21 protein-coding genes are annotated in these 22,289 nt (G+C 74.8%); 13 read left to right on the top strand and 8 right to left on the bottom strand.

The window, feature by feature from the left end; all coding sequences use genetic code 11:
• The first annotated feature begins 21 nt into the window (after positions 1-21).
• The 4 genes from BLW86_RS32810 to BLW86_RS32795 all read left to right on the top strand — a co-directional run bounded on the left by BLW86_RS32810 (position 22) and on the right by BLW86_RS32795 (position 4,798).
• Positions 22-516, top strand: coding sequence for a DUF6643 family protein (locus BLW86_RS32810; RefSeq protein WP_093877382.1), 495 nt, complete (start codon positions 22-24; stop codon positions 514-516).
• A gap of 54 nt (positions 517-570) precedes the next feature.
• Positions 571-1,395 (top strand): MOSC domain-containing protein, encoded by an 825-nt coding sequence (locus BLW86_RS32805; protein ID WP_093877381.1) that lies wholly within the window; start codon positions 571-573, stop codon positions 1,393-1,395.
• A 124-nt stretch (positions 1,396-1,519) separates the two neighbouring features.
• Complete coding sequence (locus tag BLW86_RS32800; RefSeq protein ID WP_093877380.1) at positions 1,520-2,131, top strand: Rv1733c family protein; 612 nt, start codon at positions 1,520-1,522, stop codon at positions 2,129-2,131.
• 261 nt (positions 2,132-2,392) lie between these two features.
• On the top strand, positions 2,393-4,798 hold the full coding sequence (locus BLW86_RS32795) for a right-handed parallel beta-helix repeat-containing protein (RefSeq protein WP_093877379.1): 2,406 nt from the start codon (positions 2,393-2,395) through the stop codon (positions 4,796-4,798).
• Here the strand turns inward: BLW86_RS32795 and BLW86_RS32790 are convergent.
• Entirely contained in the window at positions 4,768-7,164 is a 2,397-nt protein-coding gene (locus BLW86_RS32790; RefSeq protein ID WP_093877378.1) for a hypothetical protein, read from the bottom strand. The genes BLW86_RS32795 and BLW86_RS32790 overlap by 31 nt on opposite strands.
• 134 nt (positions 7,165-7,298) lie before the next feature.
• On the opposite strand from BLW86_RS32790, the gene BLW86_RS32785 reads away from it, so the two are divergent.
• From BLW86_RS32785 to BLW86_RS32770, 4 genes are all read left to right on the top strand, one after another.
• Positions 7,299-8,126, top strand: a complete 828-nt coding sequence (locus tag BLW86_RS32785) for a DeoR/GlpR family DNA-binding transcription regulator (RefSeq protein WP_177181817.1) — start codon at positions 7,299-7,301, stop codon at positions 8,124-8,126.
• Positions 8,123-8,563 carry an SRPBCC family protein gene (locus BLW86_RS32780; protein ID WP_093877377.1) on the top strand — a complete coding sequence of 147 codons (441 nt, stop codon included), beginning with the start codon at positions 8,123-8,125 and terminating at the stop codon, positions 8,561-8,563. Before BLW86_RS32785 ends, BLW86_RS32780 begins: the two co-directional genes overlap by 4 nt.
• A 115-nt stretch (positions 8,564-8,678) precedes the next feature.
• On the top strand, positions 8,679-10,283 hold the full coding sequence (locus BLW86_RS44120) for a serine/threonine-protein kinase (protein ID WP_371129633.1): 1,605 nt from the start codon (positions 8,679-8,681) through the stop codon (positions 10,281-10,283).
• A gap of 193 nt (positions 10,284-10,476) precedes the next feature.
• Positions 10,477-10,977, top strand: a complete 501-nt coding sequence (locus BLW86_RS32770; RefSeq protein ID WP_093877376.1) for an SRPBCC family protein — start codon at positions 10,477-10,479, stop codon at positions 10,975-10,977.
• On the opposite strand, the gene BLW86_RS32765 is transcribed toward BLW86_RS32770, so the two are convergent.
• Positions 10,937-12,061, bottom strand: a complete 1,125-nt coding sequence (locus tag BLW86_RS32765) for an L-cysteine desulfhydrase Cds1 (protein WP_093877375.1) — start codon at positions 12,059-12,061, stop codon at positions 10,937-10,939. The genes BLW86_RS32770 and BLW86_RS32765 overlap by 41 nt on opposite strands.
• 187 nt (positions 12,062-12,248) lie before the next feature.
• Here BLW86_RS32765 and BLW86_RS32760 point away from each other — a divergent pair, with 187 nt between their 5' ends.
• Positions 12,249-12,578, top strand: a complete 330-nt coding sequence (locus BLW86_RS32760) for a hypothetical protein (RefSeq protein ID WP_093877374.1) — start codon at positions 12,249-12,251, stop codon at positions 12,576-12,578.
• A gap of 202 nt (positions 12,579-12,780) precedes the next feature.
• Positions 12,781-13,392 (top strand): ATP-binding protein, encoded by a 612-nt coding sequence (locus BLW86_RS32755; protein WP_177181816.1) that lies wholly within the window; start codon positions 12,781-12,783, stop codon positions 13,390-13,392.
• A 46-nt stretch (positions 13,393-13,438) separates the two neighbouring features.
• Here the strand turns inward: BLW86_RS32755 and BLW86_RS32750 are convergent, their stop codons facing one another.
• From BLW86_RS32750 to BLW86_RS32740, 3 genes are read right to left on the bottom strand one after another with little or no spacing between them, the layout of a single operon-like run.
• On the bottom strand, positions 13,439-15,997 hold the full coding sequence (locus BLW86_RS32750) for an FtsX-like permease family protein (protein ID WP_093877373.1): 2,559 nt from the start codon (positions 15,995-15,997) through the stop codon (positions 13,439-13,441).
• On the bottom strand, positions 15,994-16,806 hold the full coding sequence (locus BLW86_RS32745) for an ABC transporter ATP-binding protein (protein ID WP_093877372.1): 813 nt from the start codon (positions 16,804-16,806) through the stop codon (positions 15,994-15,996). The genes BLW86_RS32750 and BLW86_RS32745 overlap by 4 nt, the downstream gene beginning before the upstream one ends.
• The gene (locus tag BLW86_RS32740; protein WP_093877371.1) at positions 16,803-17,096 is read right to left on the bottom strand and encodes an SHOCT domain-containing protein; all 294 of its coding nucleotides are present in this window, start codon (positions 17,094-17,096) and stop codon (positions 16,803-16,805) included. Before BLW86_RS32740 ends, BLW86_RS32745 begins: the two co-directional genes overlap by 4 nt.
• Before the next feature lie 161 nt (positions 17,097-17,257).
• Here BLW86_RS32740 and BLW86_RS32735 point away from each other — a divergent pair, with 161 nt between their 5' ends.
• Both BLW86_RS32735 and BLW86_RS32730 read left to right on the top strand, forming a co-directional pair.
• Positions 17,258-17,848 (top strand): TetR/AcrR family transcriptional regulator, encoded by a 591-nt coding sequence (locus tag BLW86_RS32735; RefSeq protein WP_093877370.1) that lies wholly within the window; start codon positions 17,258-17,260, stop codon positions 17,846-17,848.
• A gap of 31 nt (positions 17,849-17,879) precedes the next feature.
• Complete coding sequence (locus BLW86_RS32730; protein WP_093877369.1) at positions 17,880-18,464, top strand: DUF4865 family protein; 585 nt, start codon at positions 17,880-17,882, stop codon at positions 18,462-18,464.
• 18 nt (positions 18,465-18,482) lie between these two features.
• On the opposite strand, the gene BLW86_RS32725 is transcribed toward BLW86_RS32730, so the two are convergent.
• Positions 18,483-19,271 (bottom strand): SAM-dependent methyltransferase, encoded by a 789-nt coding sequence (locus BLW86_RS32725; RefSeq protein WP_093877368.1) that lies wholly within the window; start codon positions 19,269-19,271, stop codon positions 18,483-18,485.
• A gap of 263 nt (positions 19,272-19,534) precedes the next feature.
• Here BLW86_RS32725 and BLW86_RS32720 point away from each other — a divergent pair, with 263 nt between their 5' ends.
• Entirely contained in the window at positions 19,535-20,008 is a 474-nt protein-coding gene (locus BLW86_RS32720) for an SRPBCC family protein (RefSeq protein ID WP_093877367.1), read from the top strand.
• A 9-nt stretch (positions 20,009-20,017) separates the two neighbouring features.
• On the opposite strand, the gene BLW86_RS32715 is transcribed toward BLW86_RS32720, so the two are convergent.
• A complete protein-coding gene (locus BLW86_RS32715; RefSeq protein WP_093877366.1) occupies positions 20,018-20,932 on the bottom strand; it encodes an LLM class flavin-dependent oxidoreductase in 915 nt (304 codons plus the stop codon).
• Between the two features lie 130 nt (positions 20,933-21,062).
• Positions 21,063-22,289: an ROK family protein gene (locus BLW86_RS32710; RefSeq protein WP_093877365.1), complete on the bottom strand. Its 1,227-nt coding sequence runs from the start codon at positions 22,287-22,289 to the stop codon at positions 21,063-21,065.

Below are 22,289 nucleotides of genomic sequence, written 5' to 3'. Positions count from 1 at the left end.
CGTGGGCTTAACTTATGTGCCATGACCTCCCCCCGCTCCACCTATGGAGGCGGTTACCACACCGCGCCGTCCTTCCCGGACACCCCGATCTACGACTCCCTGGTCGCGGAGCGGGGCACGCCTCAGATCGCCCCGATCCGAGTGCCCGCCGCCTACGACACCGGCAGCAGCTTCTCCGGAAGTGGTTCCCACCTGCCGGCGCTCCCCTCGGCACTGCCCGCCCTCCCGGCGGCGCCCAGCCCGCAGCCCGCCCCGACCTACGGCGGCGGATACGGCTACCCGCAGCCCTCGCCGCAGATGGCCCCCGTCCCGCTGCAGCACGCTCCGGCCCCGTACATCCCGCAGCAGGCCGCGGCCCCGCGCGGCTACCCGGGCGGTCAGTACCCGCAGCAGCCCCGCCCGGCCGCCGCCGGGTACGAGGCGATGCGTCCGGCGGCCCCCCGGCCCGCGCCGGTCCCGTCCCCCGCGCCGTACGACGACCCGTACAACCGTCCCTACCAGGGCGGGGGTTACTGACCGGCTCCGCGCAAGGCCCGACGTGGAGGTCGGGGCGGCTGGCAGGATGAGGGCATGCCGACTCCTGTTCTCCGCTCCGTCCACATCCACCCGGTGAAAGCCATGCGCGCGCTGGCCCGCACGGAGGCCGAGGTACAGCCCTGGGGGCTGGCCGTGGACCGCCGCTGGACCGTCGTCGACTCCGCGAACAAGGTCGTGACCCAACGCCGTCACCCCCGGATGGCGTTGGCCACGGCGGAGCCGCTGCCGGGCGGCGGGATCTCCCTGTCCGCTCCCGGCCGGCCGACGCTGGCGGTCGAGGTGCCGCGCCCCTCGACCACTGTCACGGTGGAGATCTTCGACAAGTTCGTGGAGGCGGTCCCGGCCGACCCCGCCGCGGCCGCCTGGCTCTCGGCGTACCTGGAGAGCGACGTACGGCTCGTGCACATGGACGCGCCCGAGCACCGGCGTCCGGTCGACCCGGACTACGCGCTGCCCGGCGAGACCGTGAGCTTCGCGGACGGCTATCCGCTGCTCGTCACCACCACCGCCTCGCTCGACGCCCTCAACTCCCTGATAGCCCAGGGAGACCACGCCGACGAGGGCCCCCTGCCGATGAACCGGTTCCGGCCGAACCTGGTGATCGAGGGCACCGCCCCCTGGGCGGAGGACGGCTGGAAGCGGCTCGCCGTCGGAGAGGTCACCTTCCGGGTCGCCAGGCCCTGCGGGCGCTGCGTCGTCACCACGACGAACCAGTTCACGGCCGAGCGGGGCAAGGAGCCGCTGAGGACGCTCGCCCGGCACCGCACGAGCGACGGCCGGGTCATCTTCGGCCAGAACCTCGTCCCCGAGCACACCGGCACCGTCCGGGTCGGCGACGCCGTGAAGATCCTGGACTGAGGACCCGGGGCCGCGCGTCCCGCCTCACCGGTCCGACATCCGACAGGCGGGGAACCCGCCCCGGGGGCACACTCGTTGGAGGAAGGGTGAACGACGAGGCGGTGTACAACCAGGGGGTCCAGACGTGCGTGCAGCCACCGGACTCTGGCGCTGGCGGCACAATCCCCTGCGCCGGACCACTGATCTCGTCGAGGCGTGGATCGCCCTCGTGGCGATCGTCCTGCTCTGTACCGCGGTGCCGCTGACCGGCTGGGCGACCGGCACCTCCGCGTACGGCTCGCTGTCGCGCGCGGCCCGTGCGCAGCAGGCGCAGCGGCTGCCGACGACGGCCCGGGTGGTGCGGCTCGCCCACACCCCCGCGAGCGGCCCCAGGTCCGTCGAGGCCGCGGGGGAAGAGCGGCTGCGGCGCTCGGTGGTGGCCCGCTGGACCGCGCCGGACGGCTCGCCCCGCACCGGGACGGTGGCGACGGCCCGGCAGCACTCCGCGCCCGGCACCGCCTTCCGGCTCTGGACGGACCGGGACGGGCGCCCGGTGGCGCCGCCGATGCAGAGGGGGACGGCGCGCGCGCACGCGGTCGTCGCCGGCCTGACGGCCGCCCTTCTCGTCGGTTCGCTGGTGGAGCTCGTCCGCCGTCTCGCCGTCCGCAGACTGGTGGTGCGGCGGTACGCGCGCCTCGACCGCGCGTGGGCGGCGGCGGCGGGCCCCGACTGGGGCCGTACGGGCACGGGAAGCTGACGCCTGCGGGTGGCCGTCGCCGGCCGGTCCCGCCCGCTCCGGCCGGCCACGGCCGTCCCCCGGCGCCGCGTTCGAGTTCGACCGCTCCGCGACCGAGCCCGACCGCTCCGGACCGGCCCGGACCGGCGGTGACGCCTGCCCGGCGACGCTCGGCCTCCCGTGCGTACGCGGGTCGGCGACCCGTCAACCCGGCGGCGCCGCGCGCGCTACGGTGGGGCATCGGATCAGCGGCGAGGCATGAGGCGGGGGCAGGACACACCCATGGCAGAGGGCACGGTCCAGGTGACGCACACCGGCACATCGCGGTGGCGGCGCCGCACGGGTGAGTACCCCTCCCTCGCCGCCGCGCTCGAGGCCGCGGGCGACGGGGACGTCCTCACCGTCGCGCCCGGCACCTACCGGGAGAACCTCGTGGTCCGGCGGGCCGTCACCCTGCGCGGCCCCGAGGGCGGGGTCGGCTCGGTGCGGATCGCGCCGCCGGACGGGGTGCCGCTGACCCTGCGCGCCTCCGTCACCCTGCAGGACCTGCACATCGAGGGGCAGGACGTGGCCGCCCCCGCGCTGCTCGTCGAGGACGGCACCCCCGAGCTGCTCGACCTGCGGATCATGACCCGCTCGGCCGCCGGGATCGAGGTGCGGGGCGCCGCCCGGCCGACGGTCCGCCGCTGCACGGTCGACAATCCGGCCGGGATCGGCATCGCCGTGCTCGACGGCGCCGGCGGGGTGTTCGAGGAGTGCGAGGTGGTCTCCGCCGGGCAGGCCGGGGTCTCGGTGCGCGGCGGGGCGCATCCGCGGCTGGAACGCTGCCGGGTGCACCACGCCTCCGGCGCGGGGATCGCCGTGACCGGCGAGGGCAGCGGCCTGGAGGGCGTCGGCTGCGAGGTGTACGAGATCAAGGGCTCCGGTCTGCAGATCGCGGCCCGCGCCACCGCCCACCTCACCGACTCCTCGGTGCACCGCACCTCGGCGGACGGCATCACGCTGGACACGGACGCGGTCCTCACGCTCTCGGACTGCGACATCCACGACGTTCCGGAGAACGCGGTCGACCTGCGCTCTCGATCGGTCCTGACGCTGACCCGGTCGACCGTCCGCCGCTTCGGGCGCAACGGCCTGTCGGTGTGGGACCCGGGGACGCGGGTGGACGCCAACCAGTGCGAGATCCACGACAGCACGGGCGACTACCCGGCGGTGTGGGTGAGCGACGGGGCGACCGCCGTCCTCGACGCCTGCCGGGTGCACGACGTGCCGGACGCGCTGTTCGTCCTCGACCGGGGCTCGCGCGTGGACGTCGTCGACAGCGATCTGACGCAGGTGCGGAACACGGCGGTGTCGGTGAGCGACGGCGCCACGGCCCAGCTCGACGACTGCCGGATCCGGGAGGCGTCCACGGGCGCCTGGTTCCGGGACCACGGCAGCGGCGGCACCCTCGGCGGCTGCACGATCGACTCCGTGCAGACCGGGGTCATCGTCACCAAGGGCGCCGACCCCACGATCGACCGGTGTGTGGTCACCTCGCCCGCCGAGGCCGGTTTCTACGTCTCGGCGGAGGGCCGCGGCTCCTTCCACGGCTGCCGGGTGACGGGCAGCGGCGGATACGGCTTCCACGTCACGGACGGCTGCCGGACGACCCTGCGCAAGTGCCGCACGGAGCGCTGCGCGCGCGGCGGTTACGAGTTCCCCGAGGAGGGCGCGAGCGCGGAGGACTGCACCAGCGACGAGAGCGCCGTCCGCTCCTCCGTACCCGACGGCGGCACGGTCCTGACGGCCACGCAACCGGCCGGGCTGCTCGGCACGGTGCCCGTGCCGCGCACCCCGGTGACCGTGCCGGCCGCGCCGGAGCCCGCCCCGGAGGCCCGCTCCTCGCAGGACGTGCTCGGCGAGCTGGACGCCCTGGTGGGTCTGGAGAGCGTCAAGCTGGAGGTGCGGACCCTCACCAACATGATCGAGGTGGGGCGCAGGCGTCAGGAGGCGGGACTCAAGGCGGCCTCGGTCCGCCGCCACCTGGTCTTCACCGGCAACCCGGGCACGGGCAAGACGACGGTGGCCCGGCTGTACGGCGAGATCCTCGCCTCGCTCGGGGTCCTGGAGCGCGGGCACCTGGTGGAGGTCTCCCGGGTGGACCTGGTCGGCGAGCACATCGGCTCGACGGCGATCCGCACGCAGGAGGCCTTCGACCGGGCGCGCGGCGGTGTCCTCTTCGTCGACGAGGCGTACGCGCTGTCGCCGGAGGACTCGGGGCGCGACTTCGGCCGTGAGGCGATCGACACGCTGGTGAAGCTGATGGAGGACCACCGGGACGCGGTGGTGGTCATCGTCGCCGGGTACACGGCGGAGATGGAGCGCTTCCTCACCGTCAACCCGGGTGTGGCCTCGCGCTTCTCACGGACCATCACCTTCGGCGACTACGAGCCCGAGGAGCTGCTGCGGATCGTCGGCCAGCAGGCCGACGAGCACGAGTACCGGCTGGCGCCGGGCACCGACGAGGCGCTGCTCGCGTACTTCGAGAAGCTCCCCAAGGGCCCGGCGTTCGGCAACGGCCGTACGGCGCGGGGGACCTTCGAGTCGATGGTGGAGCGGCACGCGGGCCGGGTCGCCGCGCTCGCCGAGGCGAGCACGGACGACCTGACCCTGCTCTATCCGGAGGACATCCCCGAAATCCCCTGATCCAGGGGGGAGTCGGAGCGCTGGCGGGGAAAGGCCGACGGGAGCCGGTCGAGGAGTCCGGAGCGGCAGCGGGCGAACGCCGGGTCGGCCTGGTAGTCGGAGTGGCCGAGGATCGGTTCGGGCAGCGGGTGCCGGCGGGTGCGGCCGTACGCGACGGGGTCGAGCAGCACCGCTCCGTCCACGGCCGGGCGGCCGTCCTCGGCGGGGACCCTGACGGGGCCGCCGATGGGGTCGGTGGCGCGGTACAGATTGCTCCAGCAGTGCACCGTGCGGTTCAGGGCGCGCAGCGCCTCGGGGCCGAAGTAGGCGGGGAACCAGCGGCCGTAGAGCCGCTCCAGGGGCGAGCCGTAGGTGAGCAGGGCGACCCGGCTGCGGGTGGCGGGCTGCAGCTGCCAGACGGCGGCCGCGGCGAGGACGCTGCCCTGGGAGTGCCCGGAGATGACGAGCCGGCCGCCGGTGCTCCGGGTCCAGGTGCTCATCCGCCAGGTGAGGTCGGGGACCGCCCGCTCGGCGTAACAGGGCGGGGCGAAGGGGTGGGCGGCGCGGGGCCAGAAGGTGCCGACGTCCCAGAGGATGCCGATGGTGCGACGGGCGGAGGCGTCCTTGTAGGCGCGGCGGCCCCAGGTGACGAAGAGCAGGAAGCCGAAGCCGATCATCCAGGAGCCGAGGGCCTGGGTGACGGAGGCGAGGGAGGCGATCGCGGGGTGGGCGCCGTCGAAGGCCCGGCCCGGCACGTTGCCGCTGGCCCAGGCGCCGGCGACGGAGGCGGCCCCGAGGAGCAGGGTCGCGCCGGAGACGACGCCGACGAGGACGGGCGCGGAGTCGGTGAGCGAGGCGCGGGCCCGGCCGGTCGCGATCTGTCCCGTGCGCACCGGGTCGCGTTCGCCGGCGGCGTCGTAGTCGGCCTCGACGGCGGAGCGCAGGCGCCGGGCGCCGAGGACGGTCCGTGCGGCGAGGAGGGCGGCGGGCGCGAGAAGCAGCAGGAGCAGGACGGGGATGACCGAGGCCTGCCAGCTGAGGAGGACCGGCGGGCCGATCCTGGGACCGCCGGGGTCGCCCATGCCGGGGGTGGCCGGCCCGTCGAGCCAGTCGGCGACCCGCTGCGCCACTCCCCCGGACATGACCCCGGCGAGCGCGCAGGCGAGCATGGCGACCGCCGGCCCGCCGAGTCCGCGCAGCGCGGTACGGGGGTCCCGGTGGGGGCGCTGGAGGAGCAGGGCGACGACGCCGAGGGCGACGACGAGACCGCCCTGGGCGAGGGTGAGGGCGCCGAAGACGGCGTCGCCGGGGAGGGTGCCGGAGGAGATCCAGCCGGGGCGGGCCCAGCCGGCGTGCAGGGCGGTGAGCGCGAGGACGACGAGGGAGGCGGCGGGGAGCCAGGAGACGAGGGCGCGTTCGACGCGCAGGTCGAGCCGGCTCTCGCTGCGGCCGCGCCGGCAGACGACCCAGACCACGACGACCGCCAGGACGGCGACGGCCGCCTGGAGGATCCAGCCGAGGACCGTGCGCGGGCCGGATGAGCCGGCGTCGTGGCGGACGGTGGCCGTGACGAGGGCGGCGGCGACGGTGAGGAACCCGGCGGCGGTGTGGGCGGCCCGGAGGCGGGCGACGAGCCGGCGGCCGTACCAGAAGCCGGGGCGGCCGAGCGCGGGGCGGAGCTCGACGGGGCCGGCGGGCTCGGCGGCGTCCGCCGCCTCCGTGTCGGCCCCGGGCTCCGTGACGGGGGCGTCGTATCCGGTGGGCGGGCGCTGCGCCTCGTACGCGCTCCAGGTCCGGTTGGAGAGGTACCAGAGCAGGCCGACGAGCGCGGTCGGCACGAGCGCGGCGAGGGCCAGGCGGCGGCCGGGCAGGGACCACCAGCCGCCGCGCCCCGCGGAGAGGAAACCGAGCCAGGAGTACGCGTCGGTGCAGGCGGTGGTGGCCGCGCACTGCCAGGCCGTCAGGTCGAGCGCCACCTCGCAGGCGGCGGCCGTGAGCAGGACGGTGAGGGTGAGGGCGACGAGCCGGACGATGACCCCGTAGAGCCGCACGAGCGCCGGCCTGTCCTGGGCGGGCGGCCGCATCCAGTGCGCCAGATTGGCCACCATGAAGGGCAGGAGCAGCAGCCACAGGGCGCGGGCGCCGTCACCGGAGGTCAGGTTGGACCAGCAGTACGCCTCCGGGACGGGACGCGCCGCGTACCGCTCGGGGTGTTCCTCGGCGTCGAGGTCCTCGGCGCGCCGGTACACGGCGGCGGTCCGGTCGCCGGTGACCCGTACGGTCCTGGGGTCGTCGAGCATCGACTCGGGGGTGGCTCCGCCGACTCCGTGGACGAGGAGTTCGAGCGCCGCGCCCCCGCTCTCCGGGGCGGGTGTGGCAGGGGACACTGAGGGGACTTCCTCTCAGAGTGGGAAGATGCGACGTCTGCAACAGGATCGCGGAAGGCCGTGCGACCGCGCACGGTCTCTCACCGAATCCGACACTCATCCCCTTGTCTCCTGCGGAAGGACCGGCCCCGGCGGTGACTGACAACCAGAACCTCCTCGCGGAGCAGCGGCGTGCCCTGATCCTCGACGAGGTACGGCGGCGTGGCGGTGTGCGGGTCAACGAACTGACCCGTCGTCTGAACGTCTCGGACATGACGATCCGCCGCGACCTGGACGCGCTGGCCCGGCAGGGCATGGTCGCGAAGGTGCACGGCGGGGCCGTTCCGGTGGTCGAGGCGAGCACCCACGAGCCGGGCTTCGAGGCCAAGTCGGTGCTCGAACCGAGCGCCAAGGACGAGATCGCCCGCACGGCGGCGGCCCTGGTCTCGCCGGGTACGGCGATCGCCCTGTCCGGCGGGACGACGACCTACGCGCTGGCCCGGCACCTGCTCGACGTGCCGGACCTGACGGTGGTCACCAACTCGGTGCGGGTCGCCGACGTGTTCCACGAGGCGCAGCAGACGGGCGGCGGGGGCGAGACGCGGCGCGGGGCGGCGACCGTCGTCCTGACCGGCGGGGTCCGCACGCCGTCCGACGCGCTGGTGGGGCCGGTGGCGGACCGGGCGGTCCGCTCGCTCCACTTCGACCTGCTCTTCCTCGGCGTACACGGCGTGTCGGTGGAGGCCGGGCTCTCCACGCCGAACCTGGCGGAGGCCGAGACCAACCGGTGCCTGATGCGCTCGGCGCGCCGGGTCGTGGTGGTCGCCGACCACACCAAGTGGGGGACGGTGGGCCTGAGTTCCTTCGCCACCCTCGACGAGGTCGACACCTGGGTGACGGACAGCGGTCTGCCCGCCGGGGTGCGGGCCGAGGTGACGGAGTACGTGCCGGGTCTCCTGGTGCCGGGCGAGGAACAGGAGTGAGCCTCTTCCGGGTCGAGCGGACGGTGCCGTCGGCACCGGCGGAGGTGTGGCGCCGGCTGACGGACTGGCCGGCGCACGGCCACCAGGTGCCGCTGACCCGGACGAGGGTGCTGACGCCGGGGCCGGACGGGGTGGGCACGCGGTTCGTCGCCCGCACGGGCATCGGCCGGCTGTCCTTCGACGACCCGATGGAGGTCGTGCGCTGGGAACCCCCGTCGGCCGGCCGGCCCGGCGTCTGCCGTCTGGAGAAGTCCGGGCGGGTGGTGCGGGGCTGGGCGGTCATCGAGGTGACGGAGACGGCGGACGGCGGCTGCCGGGTGCTGTGGACGGAGGAGCTTTCGGTACGGGGCGTGCCGAGGGCCTTCGATCCGGTGCTGGCGCGGGCTGGGCGGGTCGTGTTCGGACGGGCGGTGGAGGGGTTGCTGCGGGGGGCGTGACCCGGTGGCGGGCGTCGGCTCCGCCGGACGGCGCCCGTCCCCTTCGCTCGCCCCGTCAGGGTCGGTCATACTGACCCGCGGCGTTCCGACGGGGGCGTGCGGCACAGGGGGGAGCGTGGACGGCGTGGACCTGCCGGAGCGCATCGGCGACTACGCCGTGGAGCGTGAGCTGGGTGCGGGTGGCATGGGGACGGTGTACCTGGCACGGTCCCGGGGCGGACGTACCGTGGCCGTCAAGGTGGCCCGACCCGAGTTGGCCGCCGATCCGCACTTCCGCGCCCGGTTCCGCGCGGAGGTCGACGCCGCACGCAGGGTCGGCGGGTTCCATACGGCGCAGGTCGTCGACGCCGACCCCGACGCGCCGGCTCCCTGGCTGGCGACCGCCTACATCGCGGGGCCGACGCTGTCGGGTCTGCTCGCCGAACGGGGCCCGATGGACGAGGCCCGTCTACGGCTGCTCGGTGCGGCGTTGGCGGAGGCGCTGCAGGCCATTCACGACTGCGGCCTGATTCACCGTGACCTCAAGCCGGGCAACATCATCATGGCCGACGACGGCCCGCGGGTGCTCGACTTCGGCATCGCCCGGGCCTTGGAGTCGACCCGGCTCACCTTCACCGGAGCGGCCTTCGGCACTCCCGGATTCCTGGCCCCCGAGCAGGCTCAGGGGCTCGAAGTCGGCGGCGCCGCCGATGTGTTCGCGCTGGGCGCGGTGCTGGTCGCGGCGGCCGGCGGGCATGCGTTCGGGGAGGGCACCCCGATGGTGCTGATGTACCGGGCGGTGCACGAGCCGGCAGATCTGTCCGCCCTGCCCGAGGGCGTGCGTCCGGTGGTCGCCGCCTGCCTGGCCAAGGATCCGACACAGAGGCCGACCCCGAAGGGGCTGTTGGACCTGTTGGCCCCGGACACCGCGCCGGCGCAGGACACGGCCGTCCACCCGCCGACCCCGCCCTCCCCGGTCGTGCCACCCGCGCCGACGCCGGTCGACGGACCGGCTGCCCCGTCGACAGCCGGGGCCGTCGCGCATGCCGCGACCGTGACCGGCGCACCGCGCGCCGAGCCCCCGCTCGCCGTCCCGCAGCAGCCACCCCTGCCCCCTGGGACGAAGACCGCTCCGCCGGGGAGGAAGCGCACCGGACCGCTCGCCGCCGGTGCGGCCGGAGCCCTGATCGTGCTCGGCGGCGCGGCGTACGGCGTCTACGCGTCCATGGGCCCGGGCTCGGACGAGACCTTCCCCCAGGCCACGCACGAGCTCGTCATCCCCGAGTCGATCGTGGGGGGCGCGTACGGATGGAACATCGAGAACCGCCTCCCTCCGGACCCGCAACCGGACAGCGAAGGCCAGAGGGGCTCGACGCACTTCTCCGCCGACTACACCGTCACCAGCACCGGCCTCGACGACGGCGCCGCCTTCCGCACGGTGAAGGTGTACGGCTCGTCCGGTCGGTACAAGGCCCCGGAGGAGCATCGAGACGCCCTGATGAGAGCCGTGACCGTGACGGGCAGGGAGAGCGTCACGGACCCGCCCAGAACGATCCGCGTTCCCGGCTCGGACGTCGACTTCCGCTGTGAGACGGTGGACCAGCAGACCGTGTGCGGCTGGGGCGACGACAACACCACCGTCGCGATCACGTTCACCCCGACCGCCTCGCTCGAAGTGGCCGCGGCGGAGACCCGCAAGATACGTGACGACCTACGAAGGCCGATCGCGAAGCAGTCCTGACGGACACTCGACCCCCGGATCGCACCGCCGTGAGGTGACGGCGCCGCCTGCTCCCCGCGCAGCGCACGGGAAGCGGGCGGGGCGGGTGATCGCGCGAGGGTTCCGGGGGCGGGGCCCGTCACGGGCCCCCTGTGCCGCTGACAGTACGTCAGCTATGGTGCTGCATCCACCCACGCCCACCCCGGGAGGGTCCATGGCACGCCGACTGCGCCCGGTGGAGCTCGACTTCACCACGTCCGCACCCGTCCGCCTGGTCTTCACCGCGACCCTCGCCGCGCCGCCGTCGACCGTCTACCGGTCGGTGGCCGTGGAGGTGGGGAGCCTGCCGTCGTGGTTCACGGCCGTCACCTCCGCCGTCCCGACCGGCGACGGCGCGGGCCGGACCATACGGCTGCGCGGCGGGATCGCCTTCGACGAGACGGTCCTGGCCTCCGAGCCCGACCTGCGCTACGCCTACCGGGTGGACGCGACGAACGCGCCCGGTGTGACGGCCCTGGCGGAGGAGTGGGCCCTCGCCCCCGCCGGCCGGGGCACCCGTCTGCGGTGGACGATGGCCGCCGACGGCGCGGCCCCGTTCCGGCTCGCCCTGCGCCTCGCGGCGCCGGGCGTGGGGTTGTCCTTCCGGGACGCGGCGCGCCGGCTGGACCGGCGGCTCACTCCGGCCAGGCCCCCGTCGCCAGGAACCGCTCGATAGCGGCGGAGTACGGGGCGATGTCCAGGCCCTGGGCGGCGAGCCAGTCGTCGGAGTAGTACTTGTCGAGGTAGCGCTCGCCCGGGTCGCAGATGAGGGTGACGACGCTGCCGGTGCGGTCGTGGGCGACCATCTCGGCGATGATCTTGAAGGCGCTCCACAGGCCGGTGCCGGTGGAGCCGCCCGCCTTGCGGCCGATCGCGGTCTCCAGGGCGCGGACGGCGGCCACGCTCGCCGCGTCGGGGACCTTCATCATGCGGTCGACGGCGCCGGGCACGAAGCTGGGCTCCATGCGGGGGCGGCCGATGCCCTCGATGCGCGAGCCGCAGTCGGCGGTGGCGTTCGGGTCCTGGTGCGTCCAGCCGTCGAAGAAGCAGGAGTTCTCGGGGTCGGCGACACAGATCCGGGTGTCGTGCTGCATGTAGTGCACGTAACGGGCGATGGTGGCCGAGGTGCCGCCGGTGCCGGCGGTGGCGACGATCCAGGCGGGCTCCGGGTACCGCTCCAGGCGCAGCTGCTGGTACATCGACTCGGCGATGTTGTTGTTGCCGCGCCAGTCGGTGGCCCGCTCCGCGTAGGTGAACTGGTCCATGTAGTGGCCGCCGGTGCGCTCGGCGAGGGCTGCGGCCTCCTCGTACATCGTGCGCGAGTCGTCGACGAAGTGGCACTGCCCGCCGTGGAACTCGATGAGCCGGCACTTCTCGGGGCTGGTCGTGCGGGGCATGACGGCGATGAAGGGGACGCCGATGAGCTTCGCGAAGTACGCCTCGGAGACGGCGGTCGAGCCGCTGGAGGCCTCGATGACGGGCTTGCCGGGGCGGACCCAGCCGTTGCAGAGGCCGTAGAGGAAGAGGGAGCGGGCGAGGCGGTGCTTGAGGCTGCCGGTGGGGTGGGTCGACTCGTCCTTGAGGTAGAGGTCGATGCCCCACTTCTCGGGGAGGGGGAAGCGCAGCAGATGGGTGTCGGCGGAGCGGTTAGCGTCGGCCTGGACCTTGCGCACGGCCTCCTTCAGCCAGGACCGGTACGCCGGGTCGCTGCGGTCGACGTCGACCGTGGCCACGGCCGCACTCTCGTGGGTGGTGCTCATCCGTCCCTCTATTCGTGTGTCGCCTCGGGGGTCTCCCCCTGCCGACAATACCGCTCTCACCTGGGCAAACGTTCCCTTTGACGTTCCATAGGCCTCCCTTGTGGACGGCCTTCGGGAGCGCTACTGGTGCACGCGGCGACGGCCCGGCACACTGGGTACGGCAACCGGGTGAAAGGGGCGGATCGGCATGGCGGAACCCGAGTTCAGCGCCAGGGGCGTACGGATCGCGCGCTGGCCGCGTTCGTTGACGCGCGCGGGCGAGGTGCGGATCGAGGACGGTCGCCTCGCGCTCCTGACGAGTTACGGCAGCGAGATCGACAGCGCGCCGGTTTCGGCGGTACGGGCGGGGCGGCCGTGGTTCGCGAAGGCGGACGAGACGGTGGCGACCGTGAACGGCACGCGGTACCGGCTGACGCTGCACTCCGACGGGTACGACGACCACGGCCGCGCGGGTGGCGAGGCGGAGACGTCCGGACGTTTCCTCGCGGCGCTGAAGCGGGCGGCCGGGCGGTCCTGAGGGCCGCGACGCGGCGGAGCAGGCCCTGAGCTGCGGGGGCTCGCGGCGAGTTGCGGGGCGGTCACGGCTGGTCCAGGCTGGAATCCACCTCACTGAGGGTTCAGCGGTGGTGACGCTGCGATCAGGTCGCCGCCCCCTTCTGTACCGCAGGGACAGATCCGAATCTTCGTCTTCTTCCGGACCACTTCGGGGAGTCGCAGCCGTGATCAGCGAGCCGAGCAGGTACTACGCGGTGGAGCTTCAGGCCCTGCCGCCGCGGATCGGACAGATCCGCCGCATCATCTCCGCGCATCTTCGACATTGGCAGCTGGACGCCCTGGTGGACCAGGCCGTCCTCGGTCTGACCGAGCTGCTGACGAACGTGCACCGCCACGCCCAGCCGGACAAGGGATGCAAGGTCGAGATCGAGCTGCTGCTCGACCGGCTCACCGTCTCGGTCCGGGACCACGATCCCCGCCTGCCCGAGGTCCGGCGTTCGGACGCGCTCGACGCGTCCGGGGCGCTCGGCCCGGTGGACGACCTCGACGCGCTCGCCACCTCCGGCCGGGGGCTCGGCATCGTCGGGGCGGTCAGCGAGAGCTGGGGCATCCGTCCGTGCGGCGCCGACGGCAAGGTCGTGTGGTTCACCCTCACGGCGCCGGCCCTCGGCGACCCCGTCGACGAGTGCGCGCGGGCCGTGTACGAGGCCGCGACCGAGGGCCTGCTCGCGGGCGTCGGCTACAGCCGGCTCCCCGGCATGCCCCTCAGCTCCCCGGCCGAACCGCTGCCGGCCCCGTCGGTGGCCCGCCCGGTCCTGGCGGGCCGAGCGGGCTGACGAAGCCGGTCGAGATCCCCCGCCGGGCGCCCCGGCGAAGCCCCCGTCACTCCGTGGCGATGGCCCGGAGGATCTCCAGGCGGGCCGCCCGGCGGGCCGGGCGCCAGGCCGCCACGGCTCCCGCCACCAGCCCGGCCAGGGCCACGGCCGCGAGCCGTACGGTCGGCACGGCGAACGCCAGGGCGCTGTCGCCCGAGCCGGCCGAGGCGCGGACGAGGACCCAGCCGAGGAAGCCCCCGAGTGCGAGCCCGCCGACCGTCCCGAAGGCGGCGACCAGGACGGACTCCCAGCGGACCATGGTCCGCAGCTGGGCCCGGGTCTGCCCGACCGCCCGCAGCAGCCCGAGTTCGCGCGTCCGTTCGTGGACGGAGAGGGTCAGCGTGTTCGCGATGCCGAGCAGCGCGATCAGGACGGCGAGCGCGAGGAGCGCGTAGACGAGGGTGAGCATCATGTCGATGCCGCCCGCCGAGGCCTCCGCGTACTCCTCCCGGGTCTGCACCTCCGGACGGCCGTACCGGTCGGCGACCCCGGTCACGGCGGCCTTGCCGTCCTCGGCGCGGACGCCGTCCGCGAAGGAGACGGCGACCAGCCGGTCGGCGTCCTGGGTGCGGTGCGGGGCCCAGGCCTCCCGGGTGACGAGGTAGTCGCCGGCGAGGTCGGCGCGCTCGTAGACCGCGCGGACCGTGAAGGTGTGCCGGCTGCCGTCGGTGAACGTCAGCTCGGCGGCCTTGCCGGGTGCCAGACCGGAGGCGGCGGCCTCGTCGGCGGCGACGGCGAGCCCGTCCGTACCGAGTCCGGCGAGGGAGCCCCGCACCTCCCCCAGGTCGAGCGTCCGGGCGAGCGCGGCCGGGTCGGTGACCGTGAGCGCGCGGCCCCGGCCGTCCACCTCCGCGACGCCGCGTCCCAGGCCCACGGCGGTGTCGACCTCGGGCAGCGCGGCGACGGCCGGGGCGAGGCGGGGGCTGAGCCCGCTGCCGCCCGCGCCGAACGAGGGCGCGCTGATCGCCACGTCCCCGGCGAAGGAGCGGTCGACCGTGCGGTCCATGGTCGCCTTGAGGGAGGCGCCGAAGACCGTGAAGAGGGTGACGACGGCGACCCCGATCATCAGGGCGGTGGCGGTCGCGGCCGTACGGCCCGGGCTGCGCAGGGCATTGCGGCGGGCGAGGCGGTGGTTGACCCCGCGCAGCGGGCGGCCGAGCACCCGTACGGCGAGCGAGGCGGCGACCGGTCCGAGGACCACGAACGCGGCGACGGCGAGCGCGGCCCCGGTGGCGGCGAGCCACAGCGACGGGGTGCCGAGGACGCCGGTGAGGACCGTGCCGACGGCGGTGGCGAGCAGGGCGCCGCCGGTCAGCGCGCGGCGGCGGGAGGTGCCCGAGCCGTCCAGGTCCGTCTCGCGGAGCGCGGCGAGCGGGGCCGTGCGCCCGGCCCGTACGGCCGGCAGGAGCGCCGAACCGGCGCAGACCGCGAGCCCGACGCCGAGCGGCAGGGCCAGGGAGGTGCCGGTCACGACGAGGGCGCCCTCGGGGAAGGGGAAGCCGATCGCGGGGAACAGCGCCTGGAGTCCGGCGGCCACGCCGATCCCGGCGAGGAGCCCGGCGAGGGAGGCGAGCAGTCCGACGGTGAGCGCCTCGGCGAGGGTGCCGGTGACGATCTGGCGGCGGGCGGCGCCGATCGCGCGCAGGAGGGCGTTCTCGCGGGTCCGCTGGGCGACGAGGACGGCGAAGGTGTTGTGGATCGTGAAGACGGAGACGAGCACGGCGACCCCGCTGAACACCAGCAGGAAGGTGGTGAAGAGGTCGAGGAAGCGGCCGGAGACCATCTCGGTGTTCTCCTCGGCGGCCCGCTGTCCGGTGATCGCCTCGACGCCGTCGGGCAGGGCGGGCGTCAGCGCGGCGACCAGCTCGTCCTGGGAGACGCCGGGCCCGGCGCGCACGGCGATGCTCGTCGCCTCGCCGGGCCGCGCCGTCAGGTACTTCTCGGCGTCGGCGCGGGTGAGGCCGGTCCAGGTGACCTGCCCCATGCCGTCCGCGCCGCCGAAGGTGGCCAGGCCGACGACGGTGACCTTCACCGGGTCGGGGGTGCGCAGGACCGTCGTGTCGCCGACGGTGAGGCCGGCCGTCTTCGCGGCGCCCCGGTTGACGACGGCCTCGCCGGGGGCGCTCGGCTCGCGGCCTTCCACGAGGCGGTACGGGTTGAGGGCGGCGTCCTCGATCCAGTTGCCCGCGAGGGTGGGCGGGCCCTTGCCGCCGACGGGGGTGCCGTCGGCGGCGAGGAGCTGGCCCGCGCCCTCGATCCGGGGCGCGGCGGCGGCGACCCCGGGGACCCGGGCGAGGCGCTCGGCGAGGGCGGCGTCGACGGGGCCGCGGGTGCCCTGGGCCTCGCCGGCGGCGGTCACGGTGGTGGCGCTGCGGACGACGGCGTCGGTGCCCCGGGTGGCTCCGGTGAACAGGGAGTCGAAGCTCGCGCGGAGGGTGTCGCCCATGACGAGGGTGCCGGTGAGGAAGGCGACGCCGAGCAGGACGGCGGCGAAGGTGCCGAGGAAGCGGCGTCGGTGCGCGCGGAGCGAGGCCCGGGCGAGCCGGAGGGTGGCGGGGGCGTTCATGTCGCACCTCCACGGGAGGTCGCGAGGCCGGCGCCCGGCGTCGGGCTTCCCGTCTCGAAGGCCTTCATGCGGTCGAGGACGCGGTCGGCCGTGGGGCCGGTCATGCGGTCGACGAGCCGGCCGTCGGCGAGGAAGATCACCTCGTCGGCGTGGGCCGCGGCGACGGGGTCGTGGGTGACCATGACGACCGTACGGCCGGTGTCGCGGACCGTGCGGCCGAGCAGGCGGAGGACCTCCTCGCCGGAGCGCGAGTCGAGGTTGCCGGTGGGTTCGTCGGCGAAGACGACGTCGGGGTCGCCGGCGAAGGCCCGGGCGACGGCGACGCGTTGCTGCTGTCCGCCGGAGAGTTCGGCCGGCCGGTGGTGGAGGCGGTCGCGCAGGCCGACGGTGTCGACGAGCCGGTCGAACCGCTCCGGGTCGACGGCGTGCCCGGCGAGGTCGAGCGGGAGGGTGATGTTCTCGGCGACGGTGAGCGTCGGGAGCAGGTTGAAGGCCTGGAAGACGAAGCCGATCCGGTCGCGGCGCAGCAGGGTCAGGCGCCGGTCGTCGAGGGTGGACAGGTCGGTGTCGCCGACGAGGGCGGCGCCGGAGGTGAGGGTGTCGAGTCCGGCGGCGCAGTGCATCAGGGTGGACTTGCCGGAGCCGGAGGGGCCCATGACGGCCGTGAAGCGGCCGGTCGGGAAGTCGACGCTCACGCCGTCGAGGGCCCTGACCTCGGTGTCCCCGCGCCCGTACACCTTGACGGCGTCGACGACCCGGGCGGCGGGGAGCGGGGCGGAGGTGGGGGTGCGAGGGGCGCGGGTGGTCATGTCCGGCGCCCCTTGGGGTCCGCGGCGCGGCCGAACTGCTCCTCCAGGACGGTCAGGCGCCGCCAGTACTCGTCCTCGTCGATCTCGCCGGCCGCGAACCGGTGGCCGAGCAGGGCGATGGGCGAGTGCTCGTCCGGCCCGCCGTCACGGCGGAGGTCGCCGCCGAAGGCACGTCCGCGGCGCCATCCGGCGCGGCGGGCGACGGTGACGATCCCGATGACGACGGCGGCCCAGACGAGGGGGAAGAAGAGGACCCACGGGCCGGGGCCCGCGTGGGCGAGTGTGTTCATGAGGGTTCAGCTCCTCGGGGTGCTGGGTGCTGTGCTGATGTCCGTGGTTCGAGACTCGCTCCGGGAGGGGGTCCGGGTCGTCGTACGGGCAGCGGCTTCCGCCGTACGACACCGGGAGTACGTCGTTCGGCGGACGCTGCTTCCCTTCTGTACCTACTGGTATGTACAGTGCCGTCATGAGCATGAGCACCTCGGAGCGGCTGATCGAGGCGACCCGCGAACTGCTGTGGGAGCGCGGCTATGTCGGCACCAGCCCCAAGGCCGTCCAGCAGGCGGCCGGCGCGGGCCAGGGCAGCATGTACCACCACTTCGCCGGCAAGCAGGACCTGGCGCTCGCGGCCATCCGGCGCTCGGCCGAGGAGCTGGGCGCGGCCGCCGAGGCGGTCCTCGGCGGCGGGGGTTCGGCGTACGACCGCATCGAGGCGTACCTGCGGCGCGAGCGCGACGTCCTGCGCGGCTGCCCGGTGGGCCGGCTGACCATGGACCCGGAGGTCATCGCGGACCCGGAGCTGCGCGCGCCGGTCGAGGAGGTGCTCGGCCGGGTGCGCGGCAGGATCGCCGAGGTCGTCCAAGAGGGCGTGGACAGCGGCGAGTTGAGCGGCTCCCTCGATCCGGTCGAGATCGCGGCGACGGTCCTCGCGACCGTGCAGGGCGGGTACGTGCTGGCCCGTGCGACGGGTTCGCGCGCTCCGTTCGACACCGCCGTACGCGGACTGCTCGCCCTGCTCGCCCCGCGCACCGCCTCGGTGTGACCCCCTGCGTCCAGAGAAACGGAGCCTTCCCGTGCACGCGCTGCAGTACGAGATCACCCTGCCCGCCGACTACGACATGGAGATCATCCGCAAGCGGGTGGCGACCAGGGGCCATCTGCTCGACGCCTTTCCCGGGCTCGGCCTGAAGGCGTATCTGATCCGGGAGCGGGAGGCCGGGTCGCCCGTCAACCAGTACGCGCCGTTCTATCTCTGGGACACCCCCGAGGGCATGAACTCCTTCCTCTGGGGCCCCGGTTTCCAGGGCATCGTGAACGACTTCGGCCGGCCGGTGGTGCAGCACTGGGCGGGTCTGTCGTACGAGGAGGGGCCGGCGGCCGCGTCGGCGCCGGGCGCCGCGACGCGGCGGAGGACCCCGCTCGGGGAGGGCGTCCCGCCGGGCGAGGCCGTGACGGAGGCGGTGGCCCGGCACGCGCGCGAGGCACGGCGGGACGGGGTGGTGGCCTCCGCCCTCGCGGTGGACCCGCGCCACTGGGAACTGCTCTCGTTCACCCTGTGGGAGGGCCCGGAAGCGCCCGCCGACGAGGGCGAGCGCTTCCAGGTGCTGCACCTGTCGGCCCCGGGCCGTGCGGCGCTCGTCACGGGGCGGCAGTGGTGAGCCGGGGCCCGGGAGGCCTCAGACCACGGCGACGAGCGTGAGGTAGGCGATGCCGAGGACGTTCCGGTAGCCGTTCAGCCACTGGGAACGCTGCCGGTCGACGCGCTCGCGCGTCTCGGCGGCGAGCGGGTGGTCGGGGTGGGCGGCGAGCCAGACCTCGGTGTCGTACCGGTAGCCGGACTCGAACTCCTCCCACTCCTCCGCGCTCGCCGTCTCGATCCACACGGGCCGGAACCCCGCCTCGACGGCGAGGTCGACGAGGGCGCCGAGGGAGAAGTGGTCGTCGGTGGTCGCGCCGGGCCACATCCCGGCGAGCTCCGCCTCGGTCGGCGTGCGCTCCCAGAAGCCCTCGCCGAGCACGACCCGCCCGCCGGGCCGGACGAGCCGGCGCAGCTCGCGCAGGACGGCGGCCGGGTCGTACGGCAGCTCGGGGTCGCAGAGCGCCTGGCTGGATCCGAGACAGAGGATCGCGTCGACGGGGCCCCGGTCGGTGCCGAGCGCCGACTCCTCGACGAAGGCGACGCGGTCGGCGAGCCCGCGCCGCTCGGCGAGCGCCCGGCCACGGGCCAGGTCCTCGGCGTTGATGTCGATCCCGACCCCCTCGGCGGCGGGAGCCGCCTCCAGGACGCGCAGGAGCAACTCGCCCCAGCCGCAGCCGATGTCGAGCACGTCGGCGGGGCCGGCGGCGGCGAGCCGCTCGATCATCCGGGTGGCGCGGGCCTCGGAGAGGGGACCGTGGAAGGTGAGGCTGCCGAGGCGCGGAGGGAGATCGGACGCGGGAGGGGTATCGGTCTTCGAAGTGATCACGGGGCGGAACAGTACTTCGTCCCGCTTCCCGTGCACACAGGTTTTCGGACGGCGCCCGCGCGCCCAGCCTCTACGGCGCCCCCACCCCGGTCCCACGGTGTCCGCGCACCGGTTCCACGGCGCCCCCACCCCGGTCCCACGGTGTCCGCGCACCGGTCCCACGGCGCCCCCGCCCTGGTTCCACGCTGTCCGCGCGCGGTTCCACGACGCCCCCCGCCCCGGTTCCCCGGCGTCCGCGCCGGTCCGCCGCTAGCCTGGGAGGCGTGTACACCACGCGCGTGTCCCGCCACATCGCCGCCCCGGCATCGGTCGTCTACCGGTCGCTCCTCGATCCGGACGCCGTCGCGCGCTGGCGGGTCCCGTACGGGATGACCTGCGAGGTGCACGACTTCGAGGCGCGCGAAGGGGGCGCCTTCCGGGTGTCGCTGCGGTACGGGTCGCCCGACGGCGCCGGGAAGTCGGGGGCCCGTACGGACACGTACCACGGCACCTTCCTGGAGCTCGTGCCGTACGAGAAGGTGGTCGAGAGCATCGAGTTCGAGTCGCCCGACCCCTCCCTGCACGGGACGATGATCCTCACGACGACGCTGGCGGAGATCGAGGGCGGGACCGAGGTCCGGGTCGTCCACGAGGGGGTGCCGGACGCGGTGCCGCCCGCCGACAACGAGACCGGCACGCGCATGGCGCTCGACCGGCTCGCCGCACTGGCGGAGGGGCGCCCCGATCCCCAGGGGTGAGCCCCCCGGTCAGCCGCGCTCCTTCGCGAGCGCCTCGCGCACGGCGGGGACGATCTCGCCGCCCCAGCGGGCGAGCGCGTCGACGTCCTGGGCGCCGCCGCCCGGCGAGAAGAGGACGAAGCCCGAGGCGTCGTGCTCCAGCACGGCTCCGGTCAGCTCCTCCACCCACTGCTCCGCGGACCCGCCGATCCAGCGGCCTTCCCCGTCGCGGGTGGCGGCCAGCGGCCGCTCGGTGATGCGCCCCGGGAGGTTGTAGACCGTCCGGATCTCGCCCGGGTCGCGTCCCACGGAGGCCGCGGCCTCGTCGATGACCGGCCGCGAGGTCCGGTACCGCTCGCTCAGCCAGTCCGCGGCGTGGCCGGGGATCCAGCCGTCGGCGACCCGGCCCGTCACGGCCAGGGACTTGGGGCCGTTGGAGCCGGTCCAGACGGGCGGGGCGGCGACGGGCGTCGTCTCCAGCTCGCGCACCTGGTAGTGGCGGCCCTGGTGGGTGACCGGCGGGCCCCCGCCGGACAGCTTCTTGATCAGGACGATGGCCTCCTCGAAGGCCTCGACGGCCTCGCCCGGCGAGAGCTTCGGGACGCCCATGTCGGCGATGCGGTCCCACAGCCCGCCGGCGCCCATGCCGAGCACGACGCGGCCGCCGCTGAGCGCCGACAGCGTGGTGACCGTCCGCGCGAGCACCGGGGCCGGCCGGGTGGGCAGGTTGGTGACGTTGGCGAAGCCCGCGATGCGCCGCGTACGGCCGAGGAGGAAGCCGAGGGAGGCGTACGCGTCCAGGCGTGCGCCGAGGTACGGATGGTCCGAGAGCGAGAAGAGGTCCAGCCCGTCGGCGTCGGCCCGCTCGACGCGGCGCAGCAGTTCGGGGCCGTCCTCGAACCCGCTGTGCGCGCCGAAGCCGAAGACCACCTGTCGTCCGGTCACTGTCCGGTCCTTCCCCCATGACATGCCGGGTGTCGCCTTCGGCATGTCGAAACGACACCTTGAAGTTCGTGACACGAACGATATTAGTTCGTGTCACGAACCGCAACTGTGGAACAGGGGTTTCCGTGCCTCAGACCGCCTCGCGTCCCAGGGCGGCGAGCGGATCGTCCAGGACCGGCTGCCAGGCGAGTTCGGCCGCACCGACGAGGCTGTTGTGGTCCAGGGTGCAAGGGAGGATCGGCACGCCGCCGCTGCGGCCCCACAGGCTGCGGTCGGCGACGACCGCGCGCAGCCGCTCGGCATCGGCGTCGAGGAGCTCGCGGTGGAGCCCGCCGAGGATGATCCGGTCCGGGTTGAGGATGTTCACCAGACCGGCGAGCCCGAGTCCGAGCCGGTCGATCAGCTCCCCCACCGCGACCCGGACGCCCGGGTCGTCGGGGCTCGTGCGCAGCAGGTCGCGGGACTGCTGGAGCAGGGACACCTCGGGGCCGGGGGTCCGGCCCGCGGCCGTGAGGAACGCGAGCGGGTCCGTCTCGACGTCGAGGCAGCCGCGGCTGCCGCAGTGACAGGGGCGGCCCTCGGGGTTGACCGTCAGATGGCCGACCTCCAGGGCGAGGCCCGAACTCCCCGTGTGCAGGCGTCCGTCGAGGACGAGCGCGCCGCCGACGCCCCGGTGGCCGGTGGCGACGCAGAGCAGGTCCCGGGCGCCGCGCCCCGCGCCGTGGCGGTGCTCGGCGAGTGCGGCGAGGTTGACGTCGTTGCCGGTGAAGGCGGGGCCTTCGATGCCGGCGGCCCGCACCCGCTCGGCGAAGATCTCCCGGACGGGCGCTCCGGCGGGCCAGGCGAGGTGGAGCGGGTTGAGCGCCGTGCCCTCGGGCTCGGCCACGGCGGAGGGGGCGGCGAGACCGGCGCCGACGCACCGGCGGCCGCTCTCCCGGAGCAGCGCGGCCCCCGCGTCGACGACGGCGCCGAGGACCTGAGCCGGGTCGGCGGAGACGGTGACGCAGCCGGGGGCGGTGGCCACGATGGCGCCGCCGAGGCCGACGAGGGCGGCGCGGAAACCGTCCGCGTGGACCTGGGCGGCGAGGGCGACGGGCCCCTTCTCGTCGACGGCGAGGCGGTGCGAGGGCCGCCCCTGGGAGCCCGCGGCGGCGCCGGGGTTGGAGTCGACGCGGATGAGGCCGAGGGCCTCCAGCTCGGCGGCGACGGCGCCCGCGGTGGCCCGGGTGACGCCGAGTTCGGCGGTGAGGACGGCCCGGGTCGGCGCCCTGCCGGTGTGCACCAGCTCCAGTGCGGGGCCGAGCGCGTTACGCCCCCTGTCCAGCCGTGTCCGGGTCGTCGTCGCCTTGCCGTTCAT

The organism is Streptomyces sp. TLI_105 (assembly GCF_900105415.1).
GTDB lineage: Bacteria > Actinomycetota > Actinomycetes > Streptomycetales > Streptomycetaceae > Streptomyces.
The sequence above is the reverse complement of the archived record's forward strand: the minus strand, read 5'-3'. Positions and strand labels throughout refer to the sequence as shown.

Coding starts and splice junctions, on each gene's coding strand:
- BLW86_RS32810 (WP_093877382.1), top strand. CDS start 22: ATGACCTCCCCCCGCTCCACCTATGGAGGCGGTTACCACACCGCGCCG.
- BLW86_RS32805 (WP_093877381.1), top strand. CDS start 571: ATGCCGACTCCTGTTCTCCGCTCCGTCCACATCCACCCGGTGAAAGCC.
- BLW86_RS32795 (WP_093877379.1), top strand. CDS start 2,393: ATGGCAGAGGGCACGGTCCAGGTGACGCACACCGGCACATCGCGGTGG.
- BLW86_RS32770 (WP_093877376.1), top strand. CDS start 10,477: ATGGCACGCCGACTGCGCCCGGTGGAGCTCGACTTCACCACGTCCGCA.
- BLW86_RS32765 (WP_093877375.1), bottom strand. CDS start 12,061: ATGAGCACCACCCACGAGAGTGCGGCCGTGGCCACGGTCGACGTCGAC.
- BLW86_RS32760 (WP_093877374.1), top strand. CDS start 12,249: ATGGCGGAACCCGAGTTCAGCGCCAGGGGCGTACGGATCGCGCGCTGG.
- BLW86_RS32750 (WP_093877373.1), bottom strand. CDS start 15,997: ATGAACGCCCCCGCCACCCTCCGGCTCGCCCGGGCCTCGCTCCGCGCG.
- BLW86_RS32745 (WP_093877372.1), bottom strand. CDS start 16,806: ATGACCACCCGCGCCCCTCGCACCCCCACCTCCGCCCCGCTCCCCGCC.
- BLW86_RS32740 (WP_093877371.1), bottom strand. CDS start 17,096: ATGAACACACTCGCCCACGCGGGCCCCGGCCCGTGGGTCCTCTTCTTC.
- BLW86_RS32735 (WP_093877370.1), top strand. CDS start 17,258: ATGTACAGTGCCGTCATGAGCATGAGCACCTCGGAGCGGCTGATCGAG.
- BLW86_RS32710 (WP_093877365.1), bottom strand. CDS start 22,289: ATGAACGGCAAGGCGACGACGACCCGGACACGGCTGGACAGGGGGCGT.